Annotated in this window: 20 protein-coding genes; 10 read left to right on the forward strand and 10 right to left on the reverse strand. The window is 70.3% G+C overall.

The genetic code is table 11. The annotated features are described in order from the left end of the window. Nucleotides 1–5: 5 nt before the first annotated feature. Nucleotides 6–2,915, forward strand: a complete 2,910-nt coding sequence (gene uvrA / locus C1707_RS00915) for an excinuclease ABC subunit UvrA (protein ID WP_101712299.1) — start codon at nucleotides 6–8, stop codon at nucleotides 2,913–2,915. Nucleotides 2,916–3,033: 118 nt separating this feature from the next. Here the strand turns inward: uvrA and C1707_RS00920 are convergent, their stop codons facing one another. From C1707_RS00920 to C1707_RS00935, 4 genes are all read right to left on the reverse strand, one after another. Beyond that, entirely contained in the window at nucleotides 3,034–3,954 is a 921-nt protein-coding gene (locus C1707_RS00920) for a hypothetical protein (protein WP_101712298.1), read from the reverse strand. A gap of 69 nt (nucleotides 3,955–4,023) precedes the next feature. Then, nucleotides 4,024–4,881: a hypothetical protein gene (locus C1707_RS00925; protein WP_240633836.1), complete on the reverse strand. Its 858-nt coding sequence runs from the start codon at nucleotides 4,879–4,881 to the stop codon at nucleotides 4,024–4,026. 2 nt (nucleotides 4,882–4,883) lie between these two features. Then, nucleotides 4,884–5,663 carry a hypothetical protein gene (locus tag C1707_RS25900; protein WP_101712297.1) on the reverse strand — a complete coding sequence of 260 codons (780 nt, stop codon included), beginning with the start codon at nucleotides 5,661–5,663 and terminating at the stop codon, nucleotides 4,884–4,886. 116 nt (nucleotides 5,664–5,779) lie between these two features. Further along, complete coding sequence (locus tag C1707_RS00935; RefSeq protein WP_101712296.1) at nucleotides 5,780–6,730, reverse strand: hypothetical protein; 951 nt, start codon at nucleotides 6,728–6,730, stop codon at nucleotides 5,780–5,782. An 85-nt stretch (nucleotides 6,731–6,815) separates the two neighbouring features. Between C1707_RS00935 and trmFO the strand changes: the two genes are divergently transcribed. From trmFO to C1707_RS00950, 3 genes are all read left to right on the forward strand, one after another. Continuing rightward, nucleotides 6,816–8,204, forward strand: coding sequence for a methylenetetrahydrofolate--tRNA-(uracil(54)-C(5))-methyltransferase (FADH(2)-oxidizing) TrmFO (gene trmFO, locus C1707_RS00940; protein WP_101712295.1), 1,389 nt, complete (start codon nucleotides 6,816–6,818; stop codon nucleotides 8,202–8,204). A 113-nt stretch (nucleotides 8,205–8,317) separates the two neighbouring features. Next, complete coding sequence (locus tag C1707_RS00945; RefSeq protein WP_205686807.1) at nucleotides 8,318–9,022, forward strand: hypothetical protein; 705 nt, start codon at nucleotides 8,318–8,320, stop codon at nucleotides 9,020–9,022. 7 nt (nucleotides 9,023–9,029) lie between these two features. After that, nucleotides 9,030–9,443 carry a helix-turn-helix domain-containing protein gene (locus C1707_RS00950; RefSeq protein WP_101712294.1) on the forward strand — a complete coding sequence of 138 codons (414 nt, stop codon included), beginning with the start codon at nucleotides 9,030–9,032 and terminating at the stop codon, nucleotides 9,441–9,443. 8 nt (nucleotides 9,444–9,451) lie between these two features. Here the strand turns inward: C1707_RS00950 and C1707_RS00955 are convergent, their stop codons facing one another. The 4 genes from C1707_RS00955 to C1707_RS00970 all read right to left on the reverse strand — a co-directional run bounded on the left by C1707_RS00955 (nucleotide 9,452) and on the right by C1707_RS00970 (nucleotide 12,581). Next, a complete protein-coding gene (locus C1707_RS00955; RefSeq protein WP_101712293.1) occupies nucleotides 9,452–10,315 on the reverse strand; it encodes an alpha/beta fold hydrolase in 864 nt (287 codons plus the stop codon). 36 nt (nucleotides 10,316–10,351) lie between these two features. Beyond that, nucleotides 10,352–10,915 (reverse strand): helix-turn-helix transcriptional regulator, encoded by a 564-nt coding sequence (locus C1707_RS00960; RefSeq protein WP_101712292.1) that lies wholly within the window; start codon nucleotides 10,913–10,915, stop codon nucleotides 10,352–10,354. A 92-nt stretch (nucleotides 10,916–11,007) separates the two neighbouring features. After that, complete coding sequence (locus C1707_RS00965; RefSeq protein ID WP_101712291.1) at nucleotides 11,008–12,045, reverse strand: FecR family protein; 1,038 nt, start codon at nucleotides 12,043–12,045, stop codon at nucleotides 11,008–11,010. After that, the gene (locus tag C1707_RS00970; protein ID WP_164467239.1) at nucleotides 12,042–12,581 is read right to left on the reverse strand and encodes an RNA polymerase sigma factor; all 540 of its coding nucleotides are present in this window, start codon (nucleotides 12,579–12,581) and stop codon (nucleotides 12,042–12,044) included. The genes C1707_RS00965 and C1707_RS00970 overlap by 4 nt, the downstream gene beginning before the upstream one ends. A 213-nt stretch (nucleotides 12,582–12,794) precedes the next feature. Between C1707_RS00970 and C1707_RS00975 the strand changes: the two genes are divergently transcribed. Then, nucleotides 12,795–15,758: a TonB-dependent receptor gene (locus tag C1707_RS00975; RefSeq protein WP_101712289.1), complete on the forward strand. Its 2,964-nt coding sequence runs from the start codon at nucleotides 12,795–12,797 to the stop codon at nucleotides 15,756–15,758. 265 nt (nucleotides 15,759–16,023) lie between these two features. Beyond that, nucleotides 16,024–19,434 carry a TonB-dependent receptor gene (locus C1707_RS00980; protein WP_101712288.1) on the forward strand — a complete coding sequence of 1,137 codons (3,411 nt, stop codon included), beginning with the start codon at nucleotides 16,024–16,026 and terminating at the stop codon, nucleotides 19,432–19,434. Here the strand turns inward: C1707_RS00980 and C1707_RS00985 are convergent. Together C1707_RS00985 and C1707_RS00990 are read right to left on the reverse strand one after the other, a co-directional pair. Then, on the reverse strand, nucleotides 19,409–20,245 hold the full coding sequence (locus C1707_RS00985; RefSeq protein WP_101712287.1) for a DUF1365 domain-containing protein: 837 nt from the start codon (nucleotides 20,243–20,245) through the stop codon (nucleotides 19,409–19,411). The genes C1707_RS00980 and C1707_RS00985 overlap by 26 nt on opposite strands. Further along, nucleotides 20,242–21,582 carry an NAD(P)/FAD-dependent oxidoreductase gene (locus C1707_RS00990; RefSeq protein WP_164467240.1) on the reverse strand — a complete coding sequence of 447 codons (1,341 nt, stop codon included), beginning with the start codon at nucleotides 21,580–21,582 and terminating at the stop codon, nucleotides 20,242–20,244. Before C1707_RS00990 ends, C1707_RS00985 begins: the two co-directional genes overlap by 4 nt. A gap of 146 nt (nucleotides 21,583–21,728) precedes the next feature. On the opposite strand from C1707_RS00990, the gene C1707_RS00995 reads away from it, so the two are divergent. The 4 genes from C1707_RS00995 to C1707_RS01010 all read left to right on the forward strand — a co-directional run bounded on the left by C1707_RS00995 (nucleotide 21,729) and on the right by C1707_RS01010 (nucleotide 24,606). After that, nucleotides 21,729–22,817, forward strand: coding sequence for an SAM-dependent methyltransferase (locus C1707_RS00995; protein ID WP_101712285.1), 1,089 nt, complete (start codon nucleotides 21,729–21,731; stop codon nucleotides 22,815–22,817). Between the two features lie 14 nt (nucleotides 22,818–22,831). Next, on the forward strand, nucleotides 22,832–23,242 hold the full coding sequence (locus C1707_RS01000) for a DUF2177 family protein (RefSeq protein ID WP_101712284.1): 411 nt from the start codon (nucleotides 22,832–22,834) through the stop codon (nucleotides 23,240–23,242). Between the two features lie 114 nt (nucleotides 23,243–23,356). Beyond that, complete coding sequence (locus tag C1707_RS01005) at nucleotides 23,357–23,863, forward strand: sigma-70 family RNA polymerase sigma factor (protein ID WP_276310660.1); 507 nt, start codon at nucleotides 23,357–23,359, stop codon at nucleotides 23,861–23,863. Then, nucleotides 23,860–24,606 carry an anti-sigma factor gene (locus C1707_RS01010; RefSeq protein WP_101712282.1) on the forward strand — a complete coding sequence of 249 codons (747 nt, stop codon included), beginning with the start codon at nucleotides 23,860–23,862 and terminating at the stop codon, nucleotides 24,604–24,606. The genes C1707_RS01005 and C1707_RS01010 overlap by 4 nt, the downstream gene beginning before the upstream one ends. The last annotated feature ends 27 nt before the right edge of the window (nucleotides 24,607–24,633 follow it).

Below are 24,633 nucleotides of genomic sequence, written 5' to 3' on the forward strand. Positions count from 1 at the left end.
ACACCATGGCCGAGCAACTGAACTTCATCCGCGTCCGCGGCGCCCGCGAGCACAATCTCAAGGACGTCAGCGTCGACATTCCGCGCGGCGAGCTGGTCGTGCTGACCGGCCTGTCGGGCTCGGGCAAGAGCTCGCTGGCCTTCGACACGATCTATGCCGAGGGCCAGCGCCGCTACGTCGAGAGCCTGTCGGCCTACGCCCGCCAGTTCCTGGAACTGATGAGCAAGCCGGACGTGGATTTGATCGAGGGCCTGTCGCCGGCCATCTCGATCGAGCAGAAGACGACCTCGCGCAACCCGCGCTCGACCGTCGGTACGGTGACCGAGATCCACGACTACATGCGCCTGCTGTGGGCGCGGGTAGGCGTGCCCTACTCGCCCGCGACCGGCCTGCCGATCGAGAGCCAGACCATCAGCCAGATGGTCGACAAGATCACCGCCCTGCCCGAAGGCACGCGCCTCTATCTGCTGGCCCCCGTCGTTCGCGACCGCAAGGGCGAGTACAAAAAGGAGATCGCCGAGTGGCAGAAGGCCGGCTTCCAGCGGTTGAAGATCGACGGCGAGTACTATCCGATCGAGGACGCCCCGGCGCTCGACAAGAAGTTCAAGCACGACATCGACGTGGTCGTGGACCGCGTGGTGACCAAGGCCGGCATGGAGCAGCGCCTGGCCGACAGTCTGGAGCAGGCCCTGCGCCTGGCCGACGGTCTGGCCGTGGCCGAATGGGCGACCATCGAGGAAGGCGAGAAGGAGCCCAGGCGGCTGCTGTTCTCCGAACGCTTCGCCTGCCCGGTCAGCGGCTTCACCATCGCCGAGATCGAGCCGCGGCTGTTCTCGTTCAACAACCCGGCCGGCGCCTGCCCCACCTGCGACGGCCTGGGCGCGAAGCTGGCCTTCGACGCCGACCTGATCATCCCCGACAAGGACAAGAGCCTGCACAAGGGCGCCGTCGCGCCTTGGGCCAAGGGTCCTTCGCCGCTCTACACCCAGACCCTGCAGGCCCTGGCGCGCCACTACGGCTTCTCGATGGACGAGCCCTGGTACAAGCTGCCGGAAAAGGCCCGCGCCGTGGTGCTGGACGGCTCCAAGGGCGAGAAGATCAAGTTCACCTACGACGACAACGCCCGCAAGTACGAGGTCGACAAGCCGTTCGAGGGCGTGCTGCCGAACCTGGAACGCCGCTGGCGCGAGACCGACTCGAGCTGGGTGCGTGAAGAGCTCGGCCGCTACCAGTCCGACACCCCGTGCGAGGCCTGCGGCGGCAAGCGCCTGAAGCCCGAGGCCCTGGCCGTGAAGGTGCACGGCCTGGACATCGCCGCCGTTTCGAACCTGGCCATCCGTCCGGCCCGCGACTGGTTCAGCGCCCTGGAGGGCCACCTCTCCGACAAGCAGCTGGAGATCGCCCGGCGGATCCTGAAGGAGATCAACGACCGCCTGCGGTTCCTGGTCGACGTCGGCCTGGACTATCTCAACCTGTCGCGCGGTTCGGGCACCCTGTCGGGCGGCGAGAGCCAGCGCATCCGCCTGGCCAGCCAGATCGGCAGCGGCCTGACTGGCGTGCTGTACGTGCTGGACGAGCCGTCGATCGGCCTGCACCAGCGCGACAACACCCGCCTGCTGCAGTCGCTGCAGGGCCTGCGCGACCTGGGCAACTCGGTGCTGGTGGTCGAGCACGACGAGGAAGCCATCCTCACCGCCGACTACGTGATCGACATGGGCCCGGCCGCCGGCGTCCACGGCGGCGAGATCGTCGCCCAGGGCAAGCCCGCCGAGATCATGGCCAATCCGGCCAGCGTCACCGGCCAGTACCTGACCGGCGCGCGCGAGATCGCGGTGCCCGAGGAGCGCCGGCCGATCAACAAGAAGAAGATGCTCAAGGTCATCGGCGCCAAGGGCAACAATCTGAAGGATGTCACCGGGGCGATCCCGGTCGGCACCTTCACCTGCATCACCGGGGTGTCGGGCGGCGGCAAGTCGACCTTCACCATCGAGACCCTGTACAAGGCCGCCGCGCGCCGCCTGAACAACGCTTCGGACGCTCCGGCGGCGCACGAGCGGATCGAGGGCCTGGAGAACTTCGACAAGGTCATCGACATCGACCAGAGCCCGATCGGCCGCACTCCGCGCTCGAACCCGGCGACCTATACCGGCGCCTTCGGCCCGATCCGCGACTGGTTCGCCCAACTGCCGGAGAGCAAGGCGCGCGGCTACGGCCCGGGGCGGTTCTCGTTCAACGTCAAGGGCGGCCGCTGCGAGGCCTGCCAGGGCGACGGCGTCATCAAGATCGAGATGCACTTCCTGCCCGACGTCTACGTCACCTGCGACATCTGCAAGGGCAAGCGCTACAACCGCGAGACCCTGGACGTGCTGTTCAAGGGCAAGACCATCGCCGACGTGCTGGACATGACGGTCGAGGAGGCCGCCGACTTCTTCAAGGCCGTGCCGCCGATCCGCGACAAGATGGAGACCCTCAAGCGCGTGGGCCTCAGCTACATCAAGGTGGGCCAGCAGGCGACGACCCTGTCGGGCGGCGAGGCCCAGCGTGTGAAGCTGTCCAAGGAACTGTCCAAGCGCGCCACCGGCCGCACGCTCTACATCCTCGACGAGCCGACCACCGGCCTGCACTTCGAGGACACCAAGAAGCTGCTCGAGGTGCTGCACGAGCTGGTCGACCAGGGCAACACCGTGGTGGTCATCGAGCATAACCTCGACGTGGTGAAGACCGCCGACTGGCTGCTGGACTTCGGTCCGGAGGGCGGCGACGGCGGCGGCCAGATCGTCGCCGTGGGCTCGCCCCAGGACGTGGCCGAGGTCGAGGCCAGCTGGACCGGCAGGTACCTCAAGGAGCTGCTGGCCAAGCACGAGGAGCGCCGCCAGGCCCGCGTGAGCGACCTCAAGAAGTCCAAGCGCGCCTGAGCGGCGCGGCGAGGATCGCGGAAACGAGAAAGGCCGGCGGAGCGATCCGCCGGCCTTTCCTTCTGAAGGGCTCCGCCGCCGACCGGACGCCCGGTCAGGCGCCCAGCCAGACGCCAGGTCAGGCGAAGGTGTCGCTCGCGGTTTCGGCGCCGAGGGCGATCTCGCGGTAGATGAAGGCCGAGGGCGTGTAGATCGTCACGCTGGTCAGCACCGCGATCAGGCCGCCGACGGCCAGGCTGAGAATGCCGGTCGGCGTCATCAGGCTTTCCAGCGACGTGGTCTGCGACTGCATCAGCACGCCGAGGTTGTCCATGTTGAAGCCGCTGAGCGCGCCGCCCAGCAGGGTCACGATCAGGAACAGCAGCAGGTAGACGACGACGGCCAGGATGGTGGCCACGACATAGGCGCCGAACATCGGCCAGAAGCGGCCCTTCGTCAGGGCCATGGAGCCGAAGATGTCGATCTTGCCCTTGGAGAAGGTCAGCACGTTGGCCAGCGACAGTCGGACGGCGAAGTAGATCAGCGCGCCCAGGCCGACCGGCAGCAGGACCAGGGCGGCCAGACCGCCCACGGGCTTGGAGACCGCCGCCAGGATGCCGATGCTCAGCGCCAGCACCAGGACGATGCCGATATAGGCCGCGAAGAACAGCAGGACCATCAGGATGGACACGCCGGCCTGGCGCAGCTCGTCCGCGCCGAAGCGCAGATAGGCCTGGCCGCTGTCGGCCGGACGCAGCGTCGCGCGATAGATCGCCGCCATCAGCACCGAGTAGAAGGCGACGCTGTAGACCATCGAGCACAGCATGGCCGGCAGCAGCCCGCCCATCATCCGCAGGGTCTCGGCCGGATCAGGCTGGGCGTTGGTCTGGCTGAGGTCGGCGAAGGCCTCCAGCTGCGGACCGAACAGGCCCACGGTGATCACCGCCACCACGGCCGATACGATGGTCGAGATCAGCACCCAGGCCCCCACGGCCTTGGGATGCTCGCGCACGAGACCGAAGCCGGAAATGGCCGCGTCCGTCGCCGAGAAGGTCTTCATCTTAGCCCCTTGCAAACCCTAGTGATCCAAGGGGTAACAAGCTTCGGGCCGGAACGACAGGTCCCGCGCTCAAATATCGGGATGCAGCTGCCGGTAGGCGCGGGCCGGGCCGGCGGTCAGGATCACGATCTGGACCGTGACGATCAGCGGCGCGATGATCAGGTTCACCAGAAGGCCCAGGATCACGAACAGCTTGGTGCCGCCGCCGATCAGGGCGATCAGGCCGGTCAGCAGGCCGCCGACCAGCGTCATCGCCATGGTCGCGCCCAGCGCCATCAGCAGGTTCAGCACGAACATCCCCAGCAGGCCCCAGAAATGGCCGTGGGTCAGCACCCAGGACTCGCGCACGTTGATGCGGCCCTCGGCGAAGGTCTGCGGCGACAGCAGCGACAGGCGCACGCCCACCCACATCGACAGGCCGATCACCGCCAGGCCGCCGAGGAAGGCGATCCAGGCCGACAGGCCGCGCGCACCCGCGCCGGCCACCGTGGCGGTCAGCAGGGTCAGGGCGCCGCTGGGAATGGCGGTGACGAACAGCGCCGTGGCCCAGGCGATGAGGGCGACCACGAACAGGCGGACCTCGTCGGCGCCCAGGCGCAGATAGGCGCCCTGGCTCTGCTCGGGATGCATCACCGACCGCAGGATCGCCCCGGCCAGCACCGCGCTCATGGCCGCGGCCAGCAGGATGATCAGAGCCATGGCCCCGCCCAGGTGCGAGATCAGCTGCAGCACCTCGCGCGGGTCGGCCGTGAACCGGGTCTGGGCCAGGTCGCGCCGCACCTCGTCGCCGAACACCGCCACCAGCAGCAACGACAGCAGGATCAGCGACGCCAGATACAGCCCGCCCCAGATCAGCAGGGACACGGGGTGGCGGCGCATGGTGCGCGGCCCTTCGAGGGCGGCGGCGACGGGCGACAAGGCGATCATGGTCAGGCTTCTGGCGGCTGGGCGACGGCCAAGCTCGGAGCGTGTCTGTAGACGTGGACGCAGGCCGCCGTCCAGGCGGGAGCGACACAGAAATAGTAGAGGCCCACGGCGGCGGCCTGCACCAGGAACGCGCCGGCGCCGTCGAAGGCCGCCTTGCCGCTGGCGGCGATCAGCACGCTGGGCAGGTAGAAGACCAGGCCCAGGGCCACCAGCAGCCCGGCCCGCCCCTTGGTCAGGTCGAAGGCGCTGAGCACCTGCAGGCGGCCGGCGGCGATCGAGGCGGCCGGGGCCAGGGCCAGGCGCGCGGCCAGCCACGCCAGCACGGCCAGGCTGGCCAGCGGCGCCAGGCTGGCGGCGAAGGCGGCCAGCGGTCCCGACAGCGCCGCCCGCCAGGCCTCGGACGAGGTGGCGTCGAACCCGGGCGCGGCGGCGCGGGCGACGCCCAGGGCCACGGCCCCGACCACCACCAGCAGCACCGCGATGACCACCAGGAACACCAGGCCCAGCAACAGCTGGACGGCCGCCATCAGCGCCTCTTCCCGCCCGCAGCGCAGGCCCGCCAGTCCGGCCGGCCCGTCGAAGGCGGCGCGGTAGAGCGCCCCGTAGGCCAGGGCGGCGGCGACGAAGTCGGCGAGCAGCACGAAGGCCCCGCCCAGGTAGCGTCCGACCAGACCGACGAGGCAGGCGGCGGCCAACGCCGCCCAGGTGCGCGGCGTCAGACGGGTCACGCCGGCGATGCCGGCTCGCGCCGTCGCGCCGATCGCGATCGAGGCCTCGCCCATGTGGTTCCAGATCCTTCAGAACAGCCGACGCCATCCTAGCGCGCGAGACCGCATCAAACGACGAGTCGCGCGCCCGTGGTCGCGGATTTTGCCGGGCCGTGGCGGGAAGGTCGCTGTCAGGCGGCCGCCTCGGCCTCGTCGGCGGCCTTCAGCGAGCGGTAGACGCTGGCCAGGGGCGTCGCGCAGACCACCAGCACCACCGTCTGCAGGATCGCCGCCAGCGGAACGGCCGCGGCCAGGATCGGCCAGATCTGGCGCAGCACGTCCGCCGCCGAGCGCGCGGCCGGCAGGGTCTTGGCCAGCCCAGGACCAACCAGCGCCACGACGCCGATCACGACCACGCCGACGACGATCTGGACGATCACCAGGGTCAGCCCAAGCAGCAACAGCATTCCCAGCAGCCGCAGGCTCTGGCCCTTGGTCAGGGCCCAGGATTCGAACAGCATGAAGCGCCGCTCGGCGAAGGTCATCGGCAGGGCCATCGACAGCCGCAGCAGCGCCCACAGCAGCGTGATCTCGCCGACGATCACGCCCAGCACGCCGACCACGACGCCGACCACCGCTCCGGCCTCGGTGTCGCCGCCGATCGCCATCACCAGGAATCCGACCAGGCCCAGCAGCACGCCCGGCAGCATGGCCGCGATGGCGGCGATGTTGGCGCCGAAGCTCAGGACCAGGCTCACCAGCATCATCCAGCCCTCGGCCGCGCCGACGCGCAGGAAGAAGCCGCGCCGCTCGTCCGGGCGCAGCACCACCCGGAAGGCGCCGGCCATGACGATGGCCGGCGCGACCACCTGGACGGCCATCATGCCGATGTTGATCAGGCTGAGGCGGCTCTGCAGCGCGACGATGCGGGCCATCATCTCGTCGCTCTGCGGATCGGGGGTCCGCGGCGCGGCCCGGATCATCTCGACGAACGGGTCGATGGCCGGCAGGCAGAGCAGCGCCGCCGGCAGGAACAGGCCCAGCAGGATCACCCCGCTCCACGCGGCCACCGACAGCGGCTGGCGGCCGATCAGCGCCCAGCCCGACACCGCGGCCGACGCCGCAGAGAACTTCTTCGCCACCTGAAGACCCCCAGAACCCCATACTCGCCCAAGACGAGCTTACACGGTGGTTCCGTCTTGGCGAGGGCGGAGGTATGAGGGCGCCATGACCACCTCCCCCATTCACGTGATCGGCGGCGGCCTCGCCGGTTCCGAGGCCGCCTGGCAGATCGCCCAGGCCGGCGTTCCCGTCATCCTGCACGAGATGCGCCGCGACGACGCGGCCGGCAAAGTCACCACCGACGCCCACCAGACCGACGGCCTGGCCGAAATGGTGTGCTCCAACTCGTTCCGCTCGGACGACTGGCAGTTCAACGCCGTGGGCCTGCTGCACGCCGAGATGCGACGCTGCGACTCGATCATCATGTCCGCGGCCGACCAGCATCAGGTGCCGGCCGGCGGCGCCCTGGCGGTCGACCGCGACGGCTTCTCGCAGGAGGTCACGCGCCGCCTGGAAGCCCATCCGCTGGTGACCATCGCCCGCGAGGAGATCGCCGGTCTGCCGCCCGAGGAATGGGACAGCGTCATCGTCGCCACCGGCCCGCTGACCTCGCCGGCCCTGGCCCAGGCGGTGCTCGACCTGTCGGGCGAAGGCCAGCTGTCGTTCTTCGACGCCATCGCGCCGATCATCCACCTCGAATCCATCGACATGGACAAGGCCTGGCGCCAGTCGCGCTACGACAAGGAAGGCCCTGGCGGCGACGCGGCCGCCTACATCAACTGCCCCATGAACAAGGAGCAGTACGAGGCCTTCATCGACGCCCTGCTCGAAGGCCCCAAGGCCGAGTTCAAGGAGTGGGAGAACGTCCCCTATTTCGACGGCTGCCTGCCGATCGAGGTGATGGCCGAGCGCGGCCGCGAGACCCTGCGCCATGGGCCCATGAAGCCCGTCGGCCTGACCAACCCGCGCGACCCGACCGTGAAGTCCTACGCCATCGTCCAGCTGCGCCAGGACAACGCCCTGGGCACGCTGTGGAACATGGTCGGCTTCCAGACCAAGCTGAAGCACGGCGTCCAGGCCGAGACCTTCCGCATGATCCCGGGCCTGGAGAACGCCCAGTTCGCGCGGCTGGGCGGCCTGCACCGCAACACCTTCATCAATTCGCCCAAGCTGCTCGACAAGGGCCTGCGCATGAAAGTCGCCCCGCGCATGCGCTTCGCCGGCCAGGTCACGGGCGTCGAGGGCTATGTCGAAAGCGCCGCCATCGGCCTGCTGGCCGGGCGCTTCGCCGCCGCCGAGCGCAAGGGCCAGAGCCTGGAGGCCCCGCCCCCGACCACCGCCCTGGGCGCCCTCGTGGAGCACATCACCGGCGGCCACCTGGAAGGCGGCAGCTTCCAGCCGATGAACATCAACTACGGCCTGCTGCCGCCGCTCGAAGCCCCCAAGGTCGACGAGGACGGCAAGAAGATCCCGCTGAAGGAACGCGGCCGCGCCAAGAAGCGGCTGATGAGCATCCGGGCGCTGAAGGACCTGGACGCCTGGCTGGCGGACTGATCCTCCGGATTTGAAGAAATAGGCCTCCGCCCGATCCAAGGCGGAAAAGCGCGGCCGTGGAACCTTGGCGTTCCCGGCCGCGCCTCGTCGCGGCGTCTCGATCGAGATCGCCCATGCTCCGCACGCTAAGCCTCGCCGTCGCCGCGACGGCTCTTCTTTCCGCCCCCGCCATCGCCCAGGACGTGGTCTCGCCGACCAAGGACGCGGTGATGGCGTCCTTCGACATCGTCCGCACCCAGGTGAAAAGCGTCGGGCCGGACGTGGTCTTCCGCGTGCAGGTGCGCGGCAAGGCCGGCGAGATGAAGCCCAAGGCGACCGGCCAGTTCGCCGGCAGCGCGGTGTGGAGCTATGTCTGGCCGACCTCGCTCGACAGCTCCAGCGTCGGGTTCGAGGGCGGCCAGGGCATACTGGCGCTGGCGGTGACCTTCCATCCCGACTTCGACGACGCGGCCTATGGCGGGGTCAACCGCCACGTCTGGCATCCGCACTGGGTGGTGCTGGTTCCCGACGACGCCTGCGGCAAGGGCGCGCTGAAGGTGCGCGACATTCCCGCGGGGACCAAGCCCAAGGTGCCGGCCACCTGGCCCGGCGTGCCGCTGCTGATCGACAGCCCGACCTACCCCACCACCCTGGCCACCGACACCGTCGAGGTCACCGTACCGGCCAGCGTCATCGGCGCGGTCGAGGGCGTGAAGTTCGACGGCGTCACCTCGGCCCTGAAGGTCAACGCCAACCTGCACGCGCCGCTGCTGTGCATCTCCGACATCTTCGACGTGGCCTCGGGCGACCTCAGCCTGCCCGGCAAGATCACCCGCTGATCCTTCGATGTGCTTACACGATCCGGAACCGGGCGGCCTCGCGTCGCCCGGCGCCTTCGCGGGCGGCCGCCCGGCGGGCCTGGCGCCGTGGCAGGCCAGCCGGGCGGCCGCCTATGTGGAGCGCCAGCTGGAGACGACGATCCGCGTCGTCGACCTGGCGCGCGCCACGCGCCTCAGCCCGTCCTACTTCTCGCGCGCCTTCAAGACGACCTTCGGCCTGTCGCCGCAGAAATACGTCGTCGAGCGCCGCCTGACCCGCGCCAAGCGGATCATGCTGACCACCAACGGGCCCCTGTGCGGCATCGCCGTCACCTGCGGCTTCAGCGACCAGGCCCATCTGTCGCGCGTGTTCCGGCGACGGGAGGGCGCGCCGCCCAACGCCTGGCGCCGCGAACGGCGCCAGGCCTCGGCCCTGACCTGACCTGACCTTCAGCCGGTCGAGCGCACGAAGCTGCCGACATGCTCGGCCGAGGCGCGCGGATACTGGTGCTGCGGGCCGTGTCCGGCCGAGGGATAGGTGATCAGCTGCAGCGTCGGCAGCATCTGGTTCAGGGCGTACCAGTTCTCGACCGGGAAGATGATGTCGTGGTCGCCGCCCAGGTGCAGGATCGGCTTGGTCGTGGTCTTCAGCACCTCAAGCACCGCGTCGGCGGGAAAGATCGGGTTCCTGGGGCCGTCGCCGATGTTGGCGCGGGCGAAGGCGATCGGCACCGGCGGCGAGCGGCCCTCGGTCCGTTCGGCGATCCGGGCCGCGGACTCGGCGGCGGCCTTGCGGCTGGCCTCCGACTTCGGCTCGAAGAACAGGATCTCTTCTTCCTTCAGCGCGTAGTGCTCGATGACGGCGGTGTCGTAGAACAGCTGCTCGGACGGCTTGACCATATGGCCTGGCGGATTGGTGCCGATCAGCACCAGGTGGCTGATCCGCTCGCCGGCGACGGCCAGGGCCACCTGGGCGACCAGGCCGCCCAGCGACCAGCCGCCGAGCACCACCTCGCCCAGGTCCAGCGCCGCCATCAGGTCGATCGGGTCGCGGACCATCTCGGCGGGATTGTAGGTCGGCTGGCCGGTCGACAGGCCAAGGCCCGAATAGTCGAAGGTGATGACGCGGAAGCCCTCGTCGGCCAGGCCGTCGAGGAAGGCCGGATCCCAGACGTCCATCGTGCCCCGGAACCGGGTGCACAGCAGGAGCGGCCGGCCCTCGCCGATCGAGCGATAGGCCAGGGTGCGGCCGCTAACCTCGACGAACTGGTTGGGGGCGGAAACGGCGTGATGGATGGAAGCGACGGCGTTCATGAAAGACCTCGAAGGCAGGGGTGAACGGTCGAAAGCCTAGGCCCGCGCGCGCCGGTCGAGTTGGACGCAGCCGCCGCGATCGTCGTCGCGAACGTGAAACACCGGCGCGGCGTGCAGCCGCCGCCAGGCCGCCGGGGTCATGCCCGCCAGGCGGTGGAAGCGGTTGGTCAGGTGCGACTGGTCGGAAAAGCCGCAGGCCAGAGCGATGTCCTTGAGCGGATCGTCGCCCTCGGCGATCAGGATCTTGGCCCGCGCCACGCGCCGCTGCAGCACCATGGCGTGCGGGCTGACGCCGAAGCTGCTCTTGAAGGCCTTGCCGAAATAGCCGGGACGCACGCCGCCGACGGCCGCCAGCTCGGCCACGGTCAGGGCGCGCTCTAGGTTCTCGTCGATATAGCGGGCGACCCGCCGGGCCTGCCACGGCGCCAGCCCGCCGGTGCGCGTCGGGCCGGCGACCGCCGGGGCCTGCAGCACCTGGATCGCCTGGTCGATCAGCCGTCGCGCGCCCTCGACGTCGTCGCACAGCCGCTGCTGGATTTCCTCCAGCAGGGCGCCGACCCTGGCCGACGCCCGCTCGCCGCAGATCTGCTGCTGTTCCATCGCCTCGTCCCCTGGTCGGGAGCACGGCCGGCTCCCTGGGGGAGAACACGCAGCGGCGAGCAAAACCCACACCGGCGTTACGCCAATCTGTTTCAGTCGGCGCGGACGATCCGGTAGCGGCCGGGCCCGGCGGCCTCGCCACGCACCGGCAGCACCTGGGCCAGGGTGCGCAGGAAGCGCTGCGGATCGCCGGTGCGGAACCGGCCCGTCACCCGCAGCGCCGCCACCTTCGGATCCTCGATGATCAGCTTGGCGGCGCTGTGGCGGTTCAGCTCGGCCGCCACCTCCGAAAGCGGACGGTCCTCGAAGGTGATCGAGATCTCGCGCCATGCCGACGCCTCGGCGGCGTCCGCCGGCGCCACGACGTCGCGGCCCTGGGCAGCCGTCAGGCGCTCGCCGGCCTTCAGCAGCACCGGCCGCCCCGGGCCGTCTGTAGCGTCGACCGTGCGGGCCACCGACACCTGGCCCTCGACCAGGGTCACCCGCAGCGGCCCCTCGTCGAGACGCACGTCGAAGCGCGTGCCCAGCGCCGTGATCCTGCGGCCGCCAGCCTCGACCGTGAACGGCCGCTCGCGGTCGGGAACCACGTCGAAGAACGCCCGCCCCCTGACCAGCCGCATCGCCCGGCCGTCATGGTCGTAGGCCAGGTCGAGGGCCGCGCCGGGGGCTAGGCTGGCCTTGCTGCCGTCCGGCAGGTCGACGGCCAGCGGCTGGTCGCCGGCGACGAAGTCGGGCTCGCCGAACATCGCCGAGGCCTGCGCAACGGGCGGCGGCGGTTGCGGCATGGGCCGCTGCGTCAGCCACAGGCCCGCGCCGATGGCCACGACGAACACGGCCGCCGCCGCCATCCAGCGCGACGACAGCGGACGCGAAGCCTTCATCGCCCGGCGGCGCAGGACCCGCACCGTCGCTTCGTCCTCGGGCGCGACGCCCGCGCCGCCCTCCAGCCCGCTCCAGATCGCCTCGGCGCGCAGCCAGGCCGCGCGGTTCTCGGGATCCTCGTCCAGCCACGCGTCCAGCACGGCGGCGTGGGCGGGGTCGGACTCGTCGGCGTTCAGCCACAGCAGCGCCGCGGCCTCGTCGCGCGGCAGCAGGGCCATCTCGGCCAGGTCCTGGGGATAGGCGCTCATCGCAGGTCCCCCGTCCGGGCGATCAGGCGCTCCAGCGCCTTGGCCACGTGTTTCTCCACGGCGCTGCCGGAAATGCCCAGCCGGCCGGCGACCTCGCGCACGGTCAGGCCCTCGATCCGCCGCAGCACGAAGACCGTCCGCGTCCGCTCGGGCAGGGTCAGCAGGGCGGCGGTGGCCGCGCGCAGGGTCTCGCGCGCGTCCAGCCGGCCGACCGGATCGTCGTCGGTCTCGCCGTGGCGCTCGGGATCAAAGGGCACGTGCTGGTCGGCCCGCCGCGCCAGCCGCCGACGGTGCCGGTCGGCCCAGACGCTGGCGGCGGTGCGGAAGACGTAGGCCCGGGCGTATTCCTCGTCCTCGAGGCCCATCTGGTCGGCGGCGCGCACGAACACCTCCTGGACCAGGTCCTCGACCTCGGCGTCGGCGCCCAGGCGGCGACGGAAGAAGGCGGTCACCGCGGCCTGCAGGGCGAGCGCCCGCGCCGGATCGGCCTGCGCCGCCTTCGAACCGTCCGCCGACTGAGGATGGACAGCCGCCACCTTACGCTCCACGCCGCCCGCGTCGGCCCTCGGCCGGGCGGTCGAGCGGCGGGTCTCTTCTAGAATACGTCGCAGCGGGCGAAATCCTCATCGTCCCCATCGAATTTTCACCACCGCCCGCATCCCGGCTTGCGCCCTCGAATAACAACGTTACCTAGCGTCGCAATATGGATCGTGTCGATCCGGAGAACCGAAGGTGGCGGGGGACGCGACATGCGGGGACGGCTTGGACTGGCGAGCGTGCTGGCCGCGGCGATCGCCGCGCCCGCCGTCGCCGCGCCCGCGATAGACGTCGACCGCCAGGACCTGTCGTCCGCCCTGCGCCAACTGGCCCGGCAATCGGGCGCCGAATTCCTGTTCGCCTCCGGCCTGACGGCCGGCAAGCGCTCGGGCCGGGCGCGCGGCCGGATGTCGGTGGAAGCCGCCCTCGACCGGCTGCTCGAGGGCACGGGCCTGGTGGCGCGCCGCACCGCCGACGGCGTCTACGTGCTGGCGTCCGCGCCCTCGGCGACGGCCGCGCCGGCTTCGGACGCGGTCACCACCGTGCCGGAGATCCTGGTGCTGGGCCGGCGCGCCCTCAACGGCGACCTGCGGCGGCTGGAGAACGGGGTGCAGCCCTACGCCGTGCACACGACCGAAGAGATCGCCCTGTCCCAGGCCGGCGAGGCCGGAAGCTTCCTGCGCGACCGCGTGCTGGCCGACGCCGCGGCCGTCTCGCCCGCCCAGGCCCGGCCGGGCGCGGCCCGCTCGGAACTGGACCTGCTGGGCCTTGGCCCCAACCAGACCCTGGTGCTGGTCGACGGCCGGCGGCTGCCGCGCCTGCCGGGGCTGGACGGCTCGTTCTTCCGCCAGCCCGACATCAACGCCCTGCCCCTGGGGGCGATCGAGCGCATCGAGACCATCCCGGCCTCGGCCGGCGGCATCTATGGCCTGGGCGCCCTGGGCGGCGTGGTCAACATCGTGCTCAGGCGCGATCACGAGGGCGGCGAGGCCACCGCGATCGCCGGCCTGTCCTCGCGCGGCGACGCCGGCCAGGGCCGCCTGGAGGCGCGCCTGGGCTTCTCGCCCGACGGCGGCCGCACCGAGGTCTCGGCCGGTTTCTCGACCTCGACGCGCGAGCCGCTGCGGGTGATCCAGCGCGATTTCACCACCCGCTACCGCGCCAAGTCCGACGCGCGCACGGCCTATGAGGTGCTGTCGGCCGCTTCGGACGGCCGCAACGTCATGAGCTATACGGGCCAGCCCCTGGTGACCGACGCCGGTGTCAGCCTCGGCTCGAACCTCACCACCCTGCCCCTGCGCTATGCGCCGGGCGACTTCCAGCGCCTGGCCCTGCAGGGCGCCGGCGCCCTGTCGCGCGGCCTTGGCCCCGACGCCAGCAGCGGCGACGCCAGCCTGCTGAACGGCGCGCGCTCGACGGCGATCACGGCCAGCATCCGCCGCGCGCTGTTCGGCGTCGAAACCTATCTCGACTTCCTGCACCTGGAGACCGAGGGCGAGGGCCTGACCAGTCCCGTCAGCCGGTCCTACTTCGTCGGCGCCGACGCGCCGACCAACCCCTTCCAGCAGGACATCCTGGTCTCGGTCCCGTTCGATTCCTACGACCAGAAGAACCAGGAACGCACCCTCGTCCAGCGGCTGACCGCCGGGGCGATCATCGAGGCGCCGCGCGGCTGGCGGGTGAACCTCGACGCCTCGACCGGCGTCGGAAAGGTGCGGGTGAAGCAGCACCGGCGCTCCACGCAGCCAGACCTGAACTACAGCTTCGTCTGGGGCGAGGAAGGCCTGAACCGCCCCGTGATCGATCCGTTCGCCGACTACGACGCGCTGCAGTCGGTGCTGGGTCTCTATCGCGTCGACTCGATCAAGCGCATCCGCCAGTCGAACCGCTTTTCCAACCTCTCCGCGCGGGCCGCCGGCCCCGCCATCCAGCTGCCGGCGGGCCCGGCCAACCTGACCCTGGCGGCCGACTGGCGCGACGAGCGCATCGGCGACGTGGTCGAGGCCACGGTTCTGGGCGACCAGGCCATCTCGGACCACACCCTGGTCGGGGCCCGGCAGACCGTCGCTTCGCTGTACGCCGAGGCCAACGCGCCGATCTTCCGCCACGAGAACGCCCCGCCGGGTCTGGCGGGCCTGGAGCTGCAGGCCTCGATCCGGCTCGACGACAGCAAGGCCTGGGCGCCGGCCCTGGCCATGATCGAAGACCCGCCGCTGGTCCGCTCGCGCCACGAGGTCTGGACCTGGACCGCCGGCGCGCGGGCGTTTCCGGTCGAGGCCGTGATGCTGCGCGCCAGCGCCGCCACCGGGGCACTGGCCCCGACCGCGAGCGAGCTGATCACCTCGCGCCTGACCATTCCGGGCATCCTCTACGCCGACCCCGGACGGCCGGGCGACACCGTCGGGAGCGGCCGCTACTTCGTCTACATGTACGGCAGCTCGCCCGCCCTGAAGCCCGAACGCGCCGAAAGCGTCACGGTCGGCATGGTCGTCCAGCCGCCGGGGTCCAGCCTGCGCGCCTCGCTCGACTACACCCGGCTGCTCAAGCGCGACGGCTTCTACGGCCTGACCGGCGAGCTCTCGATGAGCTACCTGCTGGCCAATCCGCAGCTGGGCCGGGTGTCGCGCGCGCCGCCGACGGCGGCCGACATCGCCCGGGGCTACACGGTCGGGCGCGTGCTGGAGATCGACGGCCGGGCGATGAACAGCGCCAAGCTGGAAACCGAACTGGTCAGCGGCGAGCTGCGCCACGGGTTCGCCGCGGCTGGCGGCCGGCTCGACCTGCGCGGCTCGGTCGTCTGGCAGCCGAGTTTTCGCCGGAAGCTCCGGCCCGGCGAAGGCTGGACAGCGCTGACAGGCGACTACCAGGCGCCGCTGGAATGGCGCGGCTATGGCGGCGCGACCTGGCGGCGGGGCGCCTGGACCCTGGCCGCCAGCGCCCAGTTCGACGGGACCTTCCGCACGCCGTCGGGCTACGGCGAGGTCCGCACCGTGCCGGCCCAGGTCTATGTCGATCTGGCCGGCGCCTGGCGGACCGGCGCCAGCGAGATCCGCCTGGGCGTCCGCAACCTGTTCGACAGGAGCCCCAGCATCTTCAAGAACGGGGTCGGCGACTACAACACCTATGCCGACCCGCGGCGCCGGCGGTTCGAACTGGCCCTCTCCCGCCGCTTCTGAGACGCCCCGCGACCGGGCGCGTGCGACGCTTGGCCCCAGGCTCGCAAAACGGCGTTTTGTTGCCCTGACGCTACGCTCCGCCGCATATTTGCCTTCCGCGCCACCGAGCGGCCATTTTTCGGTTTGATCCCGAGCGGCCATTTCGGCTTAATGACACCGGTAGCTATTTTAATGACACCGGTGGCGGATAGCGCTACCAACAAGAACAGAGATCACGGGTCGGCCGCTCAAGAGCCTGCCCGTCGGGAAGAAACTGGGAGGGAATATGTTGCAAGTCACCTCGCGGCGGAGCCGCGCTCGCGTCCTGTGCGATCGTGCGTCGCTCGGCGCTCTGACCGTCGCCGGCAGCCTGCTGCTGGCCGGAACCGCCTTCGCCCAAGACGCCGCTCCCGCCGCTCAGGCCTCTGGCCAGACCGAGGAGACCGCCGTCGAGGAAGTGGTGGTCACGGGCTACCGCGCCGCCCTGCAGAGCGCCCTCAGCCTCAAGCGCAGCTCGAACGTGATGGTCGACGCCATCAACGCCGAGGACATCGCCGACTTCCCCGACGCCAACCTCGCCGAATCCCTGCAGCGCCTGCCGGGCGTGTCGGTCGACCGTGAGAACGGCGAGGGCCGCACCATCACCGTCCGCGGCCTGGGCAGCGACTTCACCCGCGTGCGCCTGAACGGCCTGGAAGCCCTGTCGACGGCCGGCCCGTCGATCGCCGGCGACGCCGCCAACCGCTCGCGCGGCTTCGACTTCAACACCTTCGCCTCGGAACTGTTCAGCGCCCTGAAGGTCCAGAAGACCGCCTCGGCCGAAACCGACGAAGGCTCGCTGGGCGCCACGGTCGACCTGGAGACCGGCAAGCCGCTGAACTTCAAGGACCGCCGCCTGGCCCTGTCGGTGCAGGACGCCTACTACAAGAACGGCGGCACCCACTCGCCGCGCTTCGCGGGCCTGGTGTCCGACCGCTGGGAAACCAACTGGGGCGACTTCGGCGCCCTGTTCTCGGTGGCCTACAACAAGCGCAACCAGATCATCGACAGCTACCAGCGCCAGGCCGGCCAGTCGGACTACACCTATCGCCAGTCGACCTTCCTGGCGACCAACTCGACCGCCACCTCGCCGCGCCGGCAGGGCTTCGCCGCGCCGACCGGCACCGCCTGCAACGGCGGCGTGATCCCGGGCATCAACATCACCAACACGGCGATCTGCTCGATGCTGGTGGGCTCGAACGCGGCCGCCTACAACCTGATCAACAATCCCTCGAGCGCGACCACCAACGCCACCAGCCTGACCGGCACCGGCACGATCACCGCGCCCGGCCCGCTGACCCGCATCCCTGCCCTGGCCACGCTGAACCAGCAGGATCTGGAGCAGGAACGCCTGGGCCTGACCGGCGCCCTGCAATGGCGCCCGACCAGCCGCACGACGATCTCGTACGACTGGGTCTATTCGGAGCTGCAGCAGTCGTCGATCAACTACCAGGTCCAGACCGTCGGCCTGAACCGCAACAACACCAACAACAGCACCGGCAACCCCTTCTATACGGTGAACCCGGCCACCACGGCCGCCCAGAAGCGGGCGTTCTACGCCTCGTGCACCGCGCAGGCCGCCAATGAAGTCCGTGACGCCATCGACTGCGGTCAGCAGCTGAACGGCGGCGCGCTCGTCGCCGGCACGACCAACAGCTACAACCCGTTCAACCTCGATCCGTACGACTACTACAACACCGCCTCGTCGGTGGGCTATGTGCCCAGCGCGAACGGCACGGCGATGGTCGACAAGTTCATCGGCCGGCCCAGCGTGCGCCTGATCGATGCGGCTCTGTCGCCGACCGGGGCCAACGCCGACTATCTGAAGCTGGGCAATGTCGACCTGCGCTCGGCGGCCGACGCGGCGTTCTTCACCACCTACTTCCGCCAGTCGTCGCTGAAGCTGGACCACGAGTTCAGCGACAACTTCACGATGAGCGCCGTCTGGGGCAAGTCGTCGTCGAAGAACAAGACGCAGGGCCTGCTGGCCGACTTCATCCGCCTGGACTCGGGCCAGGGCGTGGCCGGCGACGACTACCTCGTCTACGACGCCCGCGGCGGCGGCGACATGCCGCTGCTGAACCTGGGCTTCGACGCCACCCAGGCGTCGGCGTGGGACTTCGTGAAGGGCTACTCGGCGCTGCGCCACTTCCAGCGCTTCACCAACAACGACTACGAGACCCTGCGCTTCGACTTCAAGTACGACCTGGACGACAACTATGCGATCCGGTTCGGCGTCAGCCAGCGCAAGTACGGCTTCGACACCGCAGAGTATCGTCGCCTGAGCGGCGAAACCCTGAACCCCAGCCTGCGCGAAGCCGGGACAACCACCGCCGCGGTCAGCAAGGTCATCAACTGGGGCACGGGCCTGGACGTCCCGAACGGCGGCACCACCGCCTTCCTGGCGCCCGACCTGCAGAAGATGGTCAGCCTGTTCGACTTCGACTGTAACTGCGTCAACAAGTGGGGCGACTGGCGCCTGTCGTACCTGAGCAGCGCGGCCAACCGCTACTCGGTCGAGGAAAAGGACACCGGCGCCTTCGTGCAGTTCGACTACAACACCGAACTGTTCGGGCGCGAGCTGCGCGGCAACGTCGGCACCCGCTACGCCATCACCGAACTGGACTCCTCGGGCCTGACCAACGGCTCGCGCCCCATCACGGGCGAGAACAAGTACACCGACGTCCTGCCCTCGCTGAACGCCGCCTACGAGGTGGCCGACAACATGTACATCCGCTTCGGCGCGGCCAAGGTCATGGCCCGCCCGATGCTGGGCAACCTGTCGCCGTCGGTGACCGCGATCAGCGTGCCGACCGGCGCGGGCGCGGTGGTCGGCGGCACGATGACGGTCGGCAACCCGAAGCTGGATCCGTTCCGGGCCGTGAACTACGACCTGAGCTTCGAGTGGTACTTCACCTCGGGCGCCCTGGTGTCGGTCGCGATCTTCGACAAGCAGATCAACAACTTCCCGCAGACCCTGATCAACAACGCCCCGCTGAGCCAGATCCTGGACGCCGCGGGCATCGCCGCCCTGCGGGCCGCCCAGACCAACGCCAACGCCATCGCCTACATCGACCAAGACAACACGTTCGACATCCGCCAGTTCGACAACGCGCCGGGCGGCTACATCCGCGGCATCGAGGTCAACTACCAGCAGAACCTGACCTTCCTGCCCTGGTACTTCAAGAACCTGGGCGTCCAGTTCAACGCCACCCATCTGGAGTCGGAACTGGAATACATCATCACCCCGGCCAACGCCCGCACGGGCGCGGCGGCGATCACCGCCAAGGGTCCGTTCACCGGCGCCTCGCCGGACGCCTTCAACTTCACGGTCTTCTATGAAGTCGAGAAGTTCTCGGCCCGCCTGTCGTCGTCCTACCGCAAGGGCTACAGCCAGACCTACCCGGTCGCGGCCGGCACCTGCGACCCGGGCTATTGCGACAGCCCGCTGGTCAATGACTTCGCCGGCAGCAAGAAGACCTTCAACCTCGACGGTTCGGCCACCTACAAGCTGACCAAGAACATCACCCTGTCGCTTGAAGCCCTGAACCTGACCGACCAGAAGGAAGAGCGCTGGGCCTACCAGGACGATCCGGTCGCGACGCGCTACGCCGCCACCGGCCGCTCGATCTTCATGGGCGCGCGCTTCGTGTACTGACGCTCAAAGCGTCTCTCTCCCCGGAACGACTGGCGGCGCGGACTTCGGTCCGCGCCGCCTTTTCTTTGGCCCGGCGCGGGTTGGCGAAGAAGCCGAAGCCCTTCAGCAGGATCTTCACCGCCTCCCAGTGGATCGCCGCCAGCACGCCAGCGACCTGCCAGGGATGGGCCAGCGCCGCGCGCAGCAGCGCTCGGTCGGTCAGGGGCTCGCGACGCCCCGCGAAGCTGGCCGACAGCACCCGCCCCTCGTCGTCGTGGACGTCGACGCCCACCCGCACGCCCTGCCCCGGCGGAACGATCGCGAAGGCGTAGCGCAGGTCCATCGGCAGGAACGGCGAGACGTAGAAGGTCTTGTCGCAGCCCTGCACCACCAGCCCGTCGTCCCGCGCCGTCGCCGGCAGCACGTAGTCGTGGCGTTCGCCGAAGGTGTTGCTGACCGCATAGACCACCGCCGCCAGCCGCTCGTCGCGGTCGTGGCAGAAATAGACCGTCAGCGGATTGAAGCCGTGGCCCAGCAGCCGCGGCATGCACAGGGCCAGGATCCGGCCGCCCGGCGATCCCAGTCCCCGCGCCGCCAGCAGCGCCTCGATCTGCGGCTTCACCGGCGCGGCCTGCCGGCCGGCATGGTCGCGGTCGTGATAGCTCAACAGGTTCAGGGCGTTGTGTGAGAACAGGCGCAGGCGCTGGCCCGCCGCGTCCAGCTCGTCGAGGTCCAGCAGCAGCATGAACACCCGGTAGCGCAGGCGGTGGCGGCGGGGCCGGCCGCGCTCGTGGACCACGACGCCGGAATAGAGGCCCGAGCGCAGGCTCATGCGACCAGTTCCGCCGGCTCGCGCCCCGCCGGCGGCGCGTCCAGGAAGATCCGGCCCGACGGATCGGGCGTCAGCCAGGGCCGGCGCACCCCGCCCAGTTGCTCGGCCACCGCCAGGCCCGCCTGCAGGCCGTCCTCGTGGAAGCCGGAGCCGAAATAGGCGCCGGCGAACCAGGTCCGGCGCACGCCCTGCAGCGACCAAAGCCGCGCTTGGGCGGCCATGGCCGGACCGTCGAACAGCGGATGCTCGTAGACCTGGTCGTGCAGCACCGCGCCGGGCGCGCGATCGGGGTTGAGCGACAGGAAGCAGGGCGCCGCGCCCTCCAGCGGCTGCAGCCGGTTCATCCAGTAGGTCACCCCGCCCTGCCCCTGCACGCCGCGCCGGCCGACATGGTTCCAGCTGGCCCAGGCGGCGGGGCGGCGCGGCATCAGGGCGGCGTCGCGATGCAGCACCGCGCGGTTGCGGCTGTAGCGGAACGCGCCCAGCAGGGCCGTCTCCTCGGCGGTCGGCCGGGCCAGCATGGCCAGGGCCTGGTCGGCGTGGGCGGCGATCACCACCTGGTCGAACGAGCGCGCCCGGCCCGTGCCGTCCTCGACGACCACATGGTCGGGATGACGCGTGATCCGCCGCACGGGGCGCGACAGCAGGATCTCGCCGTCGAAATCGGCGGCCAGGGCGGCGACATAGCGGGCGCTGCCGCCCGCCACCGTCCGCCAGATCGGCCGCTTGTCGATCGGCAGCATCAGGCCGTGATTGTCGAAGAAGCGCAGGAAGGCGCCGGCCGGAAACTCGCGGATGTCGCGCAGCGAGGCCGACCAGATCGCCGCCGCCTGCGGCAGCAGGTGATCCTCCTGGAACGCCCGCCCGAAGCCTTGCGCGTCGAGATAGTCCGCCAGCCTGCAAAAGCCGCCGTCGGTCTCCAGCGCGCGGGCGTCGCGCGTCCCGGCCCGGTAGAAGCGCATCACGTCCAGCAGCATCCCCAGGAAGCGCGGGTTCACCAGGTTGCGCTTCTGGGCCAGCAGGCGGGTGCTGGAATATTCCAGCGCCCCGTCGTCCAGCGACACGCCGAACGACATGTCGCTGGCGGCAGTCTCGACGCCTAGGTGCGCGAACAGCGCCGTCAGGTTGGGATAGTTCGGCTCGTTATAGACGATGAAGCCGGTGTCCACCGCCACCCCGTCCGCCTGCACCGTGTGGGCGTGGCCGCCCAGGCGATCGTCGGCCTCGTAAAGTACGACCTCTTGGCGCCTGGACAGCAGCCAGGCGGCCGACAGGCCGGAAATCCCCGAGCCGACCACGGCGATGCGCTGGCGCGGGCTGGAGGTGGAGGTCGGCAAGGCTTGTGCTCCCGTCGGCAAGGCTTCGCTGGCAGCTACGGAGCGGCGCCGCGTTCGGACGCATGCATCCGGATGACAATGTTCCTCGTAGCTCTCTTCCGAAGGCGCCGCCCCGCAGACGGACGGCCGCCAGGGACGGAGGACCGATGACCGACGTGACGAACCAGCCCGAGGCGGCGCTCGACCATGACCTTGGCCGAAGCGGCGGCGGGCCGATCCAGGCCCTGGTGCGCCTGGCCCAGGACGCGCCGGTTCCCGATTTCGTCTCGCGGTTCGCCATCGAGCGGCTGGTCGCCGGGGCCCGGCGATCGCTGCGGCGCGCGCCGCCGGACGCCTCGCTGTCGTTCGCCCGGGCCATGGCCGAGCGCCCGATCGCCACCCACACCGCCGACGCCAACGCCCAGCACTACGAACTGCCGGCCGCCTTCTTCCAGGCGGTGCTCGGCCCTCACCTGAAATATTCCAGCGGCTTCTATCCGCCCGGCGCGTCCACCCTGGCCGAGGCCGAGGTCGCCGCCCTGCGCGAGACCGAAAGCCACGCCGACCTGCGCGACGGCCAGGACGTGCTGGAGCTGGGCTGCGGCTGGGGCTCGCTGTCGCTGTGGATGGCCGAGCGCTTCCCGGCCTCGACGATCACGGCGGTGTCCAACTCGACGTCGCAGCGCGCCTTCATCCAGGCTCGCGCGGCCGAGCGCGGCCTGTCCAACCTGACCGTCGTCACCGCCGACATGAACGTCTTCGACACGGCCCGCCGCTTCGACCGCGTGGTCTCGGTCGAGATGTTCGAGCACATGAGCAACTGGCGGGCCCTGCTGGAGCGGGTGCGGACCTGGCTGAGGCCGGACGGCCTGCTGTTCCTGCACGTCTTCGCCCATGCCACGACGCCCTACCGCTTCGAGACCGAGGATCCGGACGATTGGATCGCCCGCCATTTCTTCAGCGGCGGCGTCATGCCCAGCCACGACCTGCCCTGGCGCTTTCCCGACCTGTTCGAGGTGGCGATGAACTGGCGCTGGAGCGGCGCCCACTACGCCCGCACCGCCGAGCAGTGGCTGACGCGGTTCGACGCCGCGCGCCCGGTGATCGATCCGCTGCTGGTCGAGGTCTATGGCGACCAGGCGAGGATCTGGCGCCGGCGCTGGCGGCTGTTCTTCCTGGCCACGGCCGGCCTGTTCGGCCATCGCGGCGGCGCCGAATGGGGCGTCAGCCATTATCGCCTGCGGCCGGTGACCTGAAGGAGCTCTCGGACATGCTGCGCTACGCCCTCGGCTATCTCGCGACCGCCGTCGTCTTCCTGGCGCTGGACGCCGTCTGGCTGACCCAGATGGCCGACCGGCTCTACCGCCCGCGCATCGGCGCGCTGATGGCCGACACGCCCAGCCTGCCGCCGGCCGTCGCCTTCTACCTGATCTACATCGGGGCGGTGACGTGGTTCGCGATCACGCCGGCCCTGCGCCCCGACGGCGGCTGGCCGCGCCTGCTGGCCAACGCCGCCCTGTTCGGCCTGGCCGCCTACGCCACCTACGACCTGACCAACCAGGCGACCCTGAAGACCTGGTCCACAGCCGTCACCCTGGCCGACATGGCCTGGGGCGCGTTCGTCACCACCGCCGCGGCGTCCGCCGGCTATTTCGTCGCCAGCCGAATTGGCGCGCGGTAAGCCGTTGCCAGCCTCGAGGCGGCATGCGAGCGTCCGCCTTCGGCATCAGGCCGGAGGGGACGTCGCTTGGACGCTGACAGCAGCCGCGCCTTGCTTTCGCGCGCGATCGCTCGCGTGGCCAATCGCGACCAGGACGCCCTCAAATACGTCTATCGGCACACCTCCGCGAAGCTATTGGGCGTCGCCTTGCGTATCTTGAACGATCGCGAGGAGGCCGAGGACGTGTTGCAGGACGTCTATCTGACGGTGTGGAACAAGGCCGACCGGTTCGACCCGGAGAAGGCCAGCCCGATCACCTGGCTGGTCAGCCTGGCCCGCAACCGCGCCATCGACCGGCTGCGCTCGCGCGGGACGCGGGTGATGACCGGCGTAGAGGAAGCCGAGGCCCTGCCCGACGCCGCGCCCCTGGCCCCGGCCCGGATCGAGGCCGACGAGGACCGCCGGCGCCTCGACGGCTGCCTGGACCAACTCGATCCCAAGCATTCGGGCGCCGTGCGCCGGGCCTTCTTCGAAGGCCTGACCTACGACGCCCTGTCCCAGGCGGTCGGCGTGCCGCTGGGCACCATGAAGAGCTGGATCCGGCGCAGCCTGATCAGCTTGCGGGCCTGTCTCGAAGCATGACCGACGCGACCGACATCCCCCCCGAAGGCCCAGAAGGCCACGAAGGCGAAGAGCGCCCCCTGGCCGGCGAGTACGTGCTGGGCGTGCTGGACGCCGCCGAACGCGCCGAGGCGCAAGCCCGCATGGCCGCCGATCCTGCCTTCGCCCGCTCGGTGGCCTGGTGGGAGGATCGCCTGACGCCGCTGGCCGCCGACATCGCCTCGGCCCAGCCGTCGGACGGCCTGTGGCCGCGCATCCAGAACCTGATCGCCGAACCGCTGAAGCCGTCGGCCTGGAGCAACGTGACCCTGTGGCGCGGCCTCACCGCCGGCGCCATGGCGCTGGCGGCGGCCTGCGTGGTCATCGCCGTCCTGCCCCGCCCGGTCGTCCCGCCGGCCGTGGCGCCCGCCCCGGCCAGACCGCAGGCCGCCGAAGTGGCGCTGATCGCCGACCCCGCGACCAACAAGCCGATGCTGGTCGCCACCCTCGACCATGGCATGAACCAGGTGATGCTGACGCCGATGGGCATGAAGATGCCGCAGGGCCGCGACGCCGAGCTGTGGATCATCCCCGAGGGCCAGAAGGCCATCTCCCTGGGCGTAATCCCGACCGACAAGCCGATGCGCATCCCGATGCCGAAAGACCTGCGCGGCGAAGGGACCTACACCGCCCTGCTGGCCGTCACCGACGAGCCGATCGGCGGCTCGCCTACCGGCGTGGCCACCGGCTCGGTGCGCGCGGCGGGCAAGTTCGCCAAGGCCTAACGGCGGTTTTCGGGGAGCCATCGCGGC

The organism is Caulobacter flavus (assembly GCF_003722335.1).
Taxonomy (GTDB): domain Bacteria; phylum Pseudomonadota; class Alphaproteobacteria; order Caulobacterales; family Caulobacteraceae; genus Caulobacter; species Caulobacter flavus.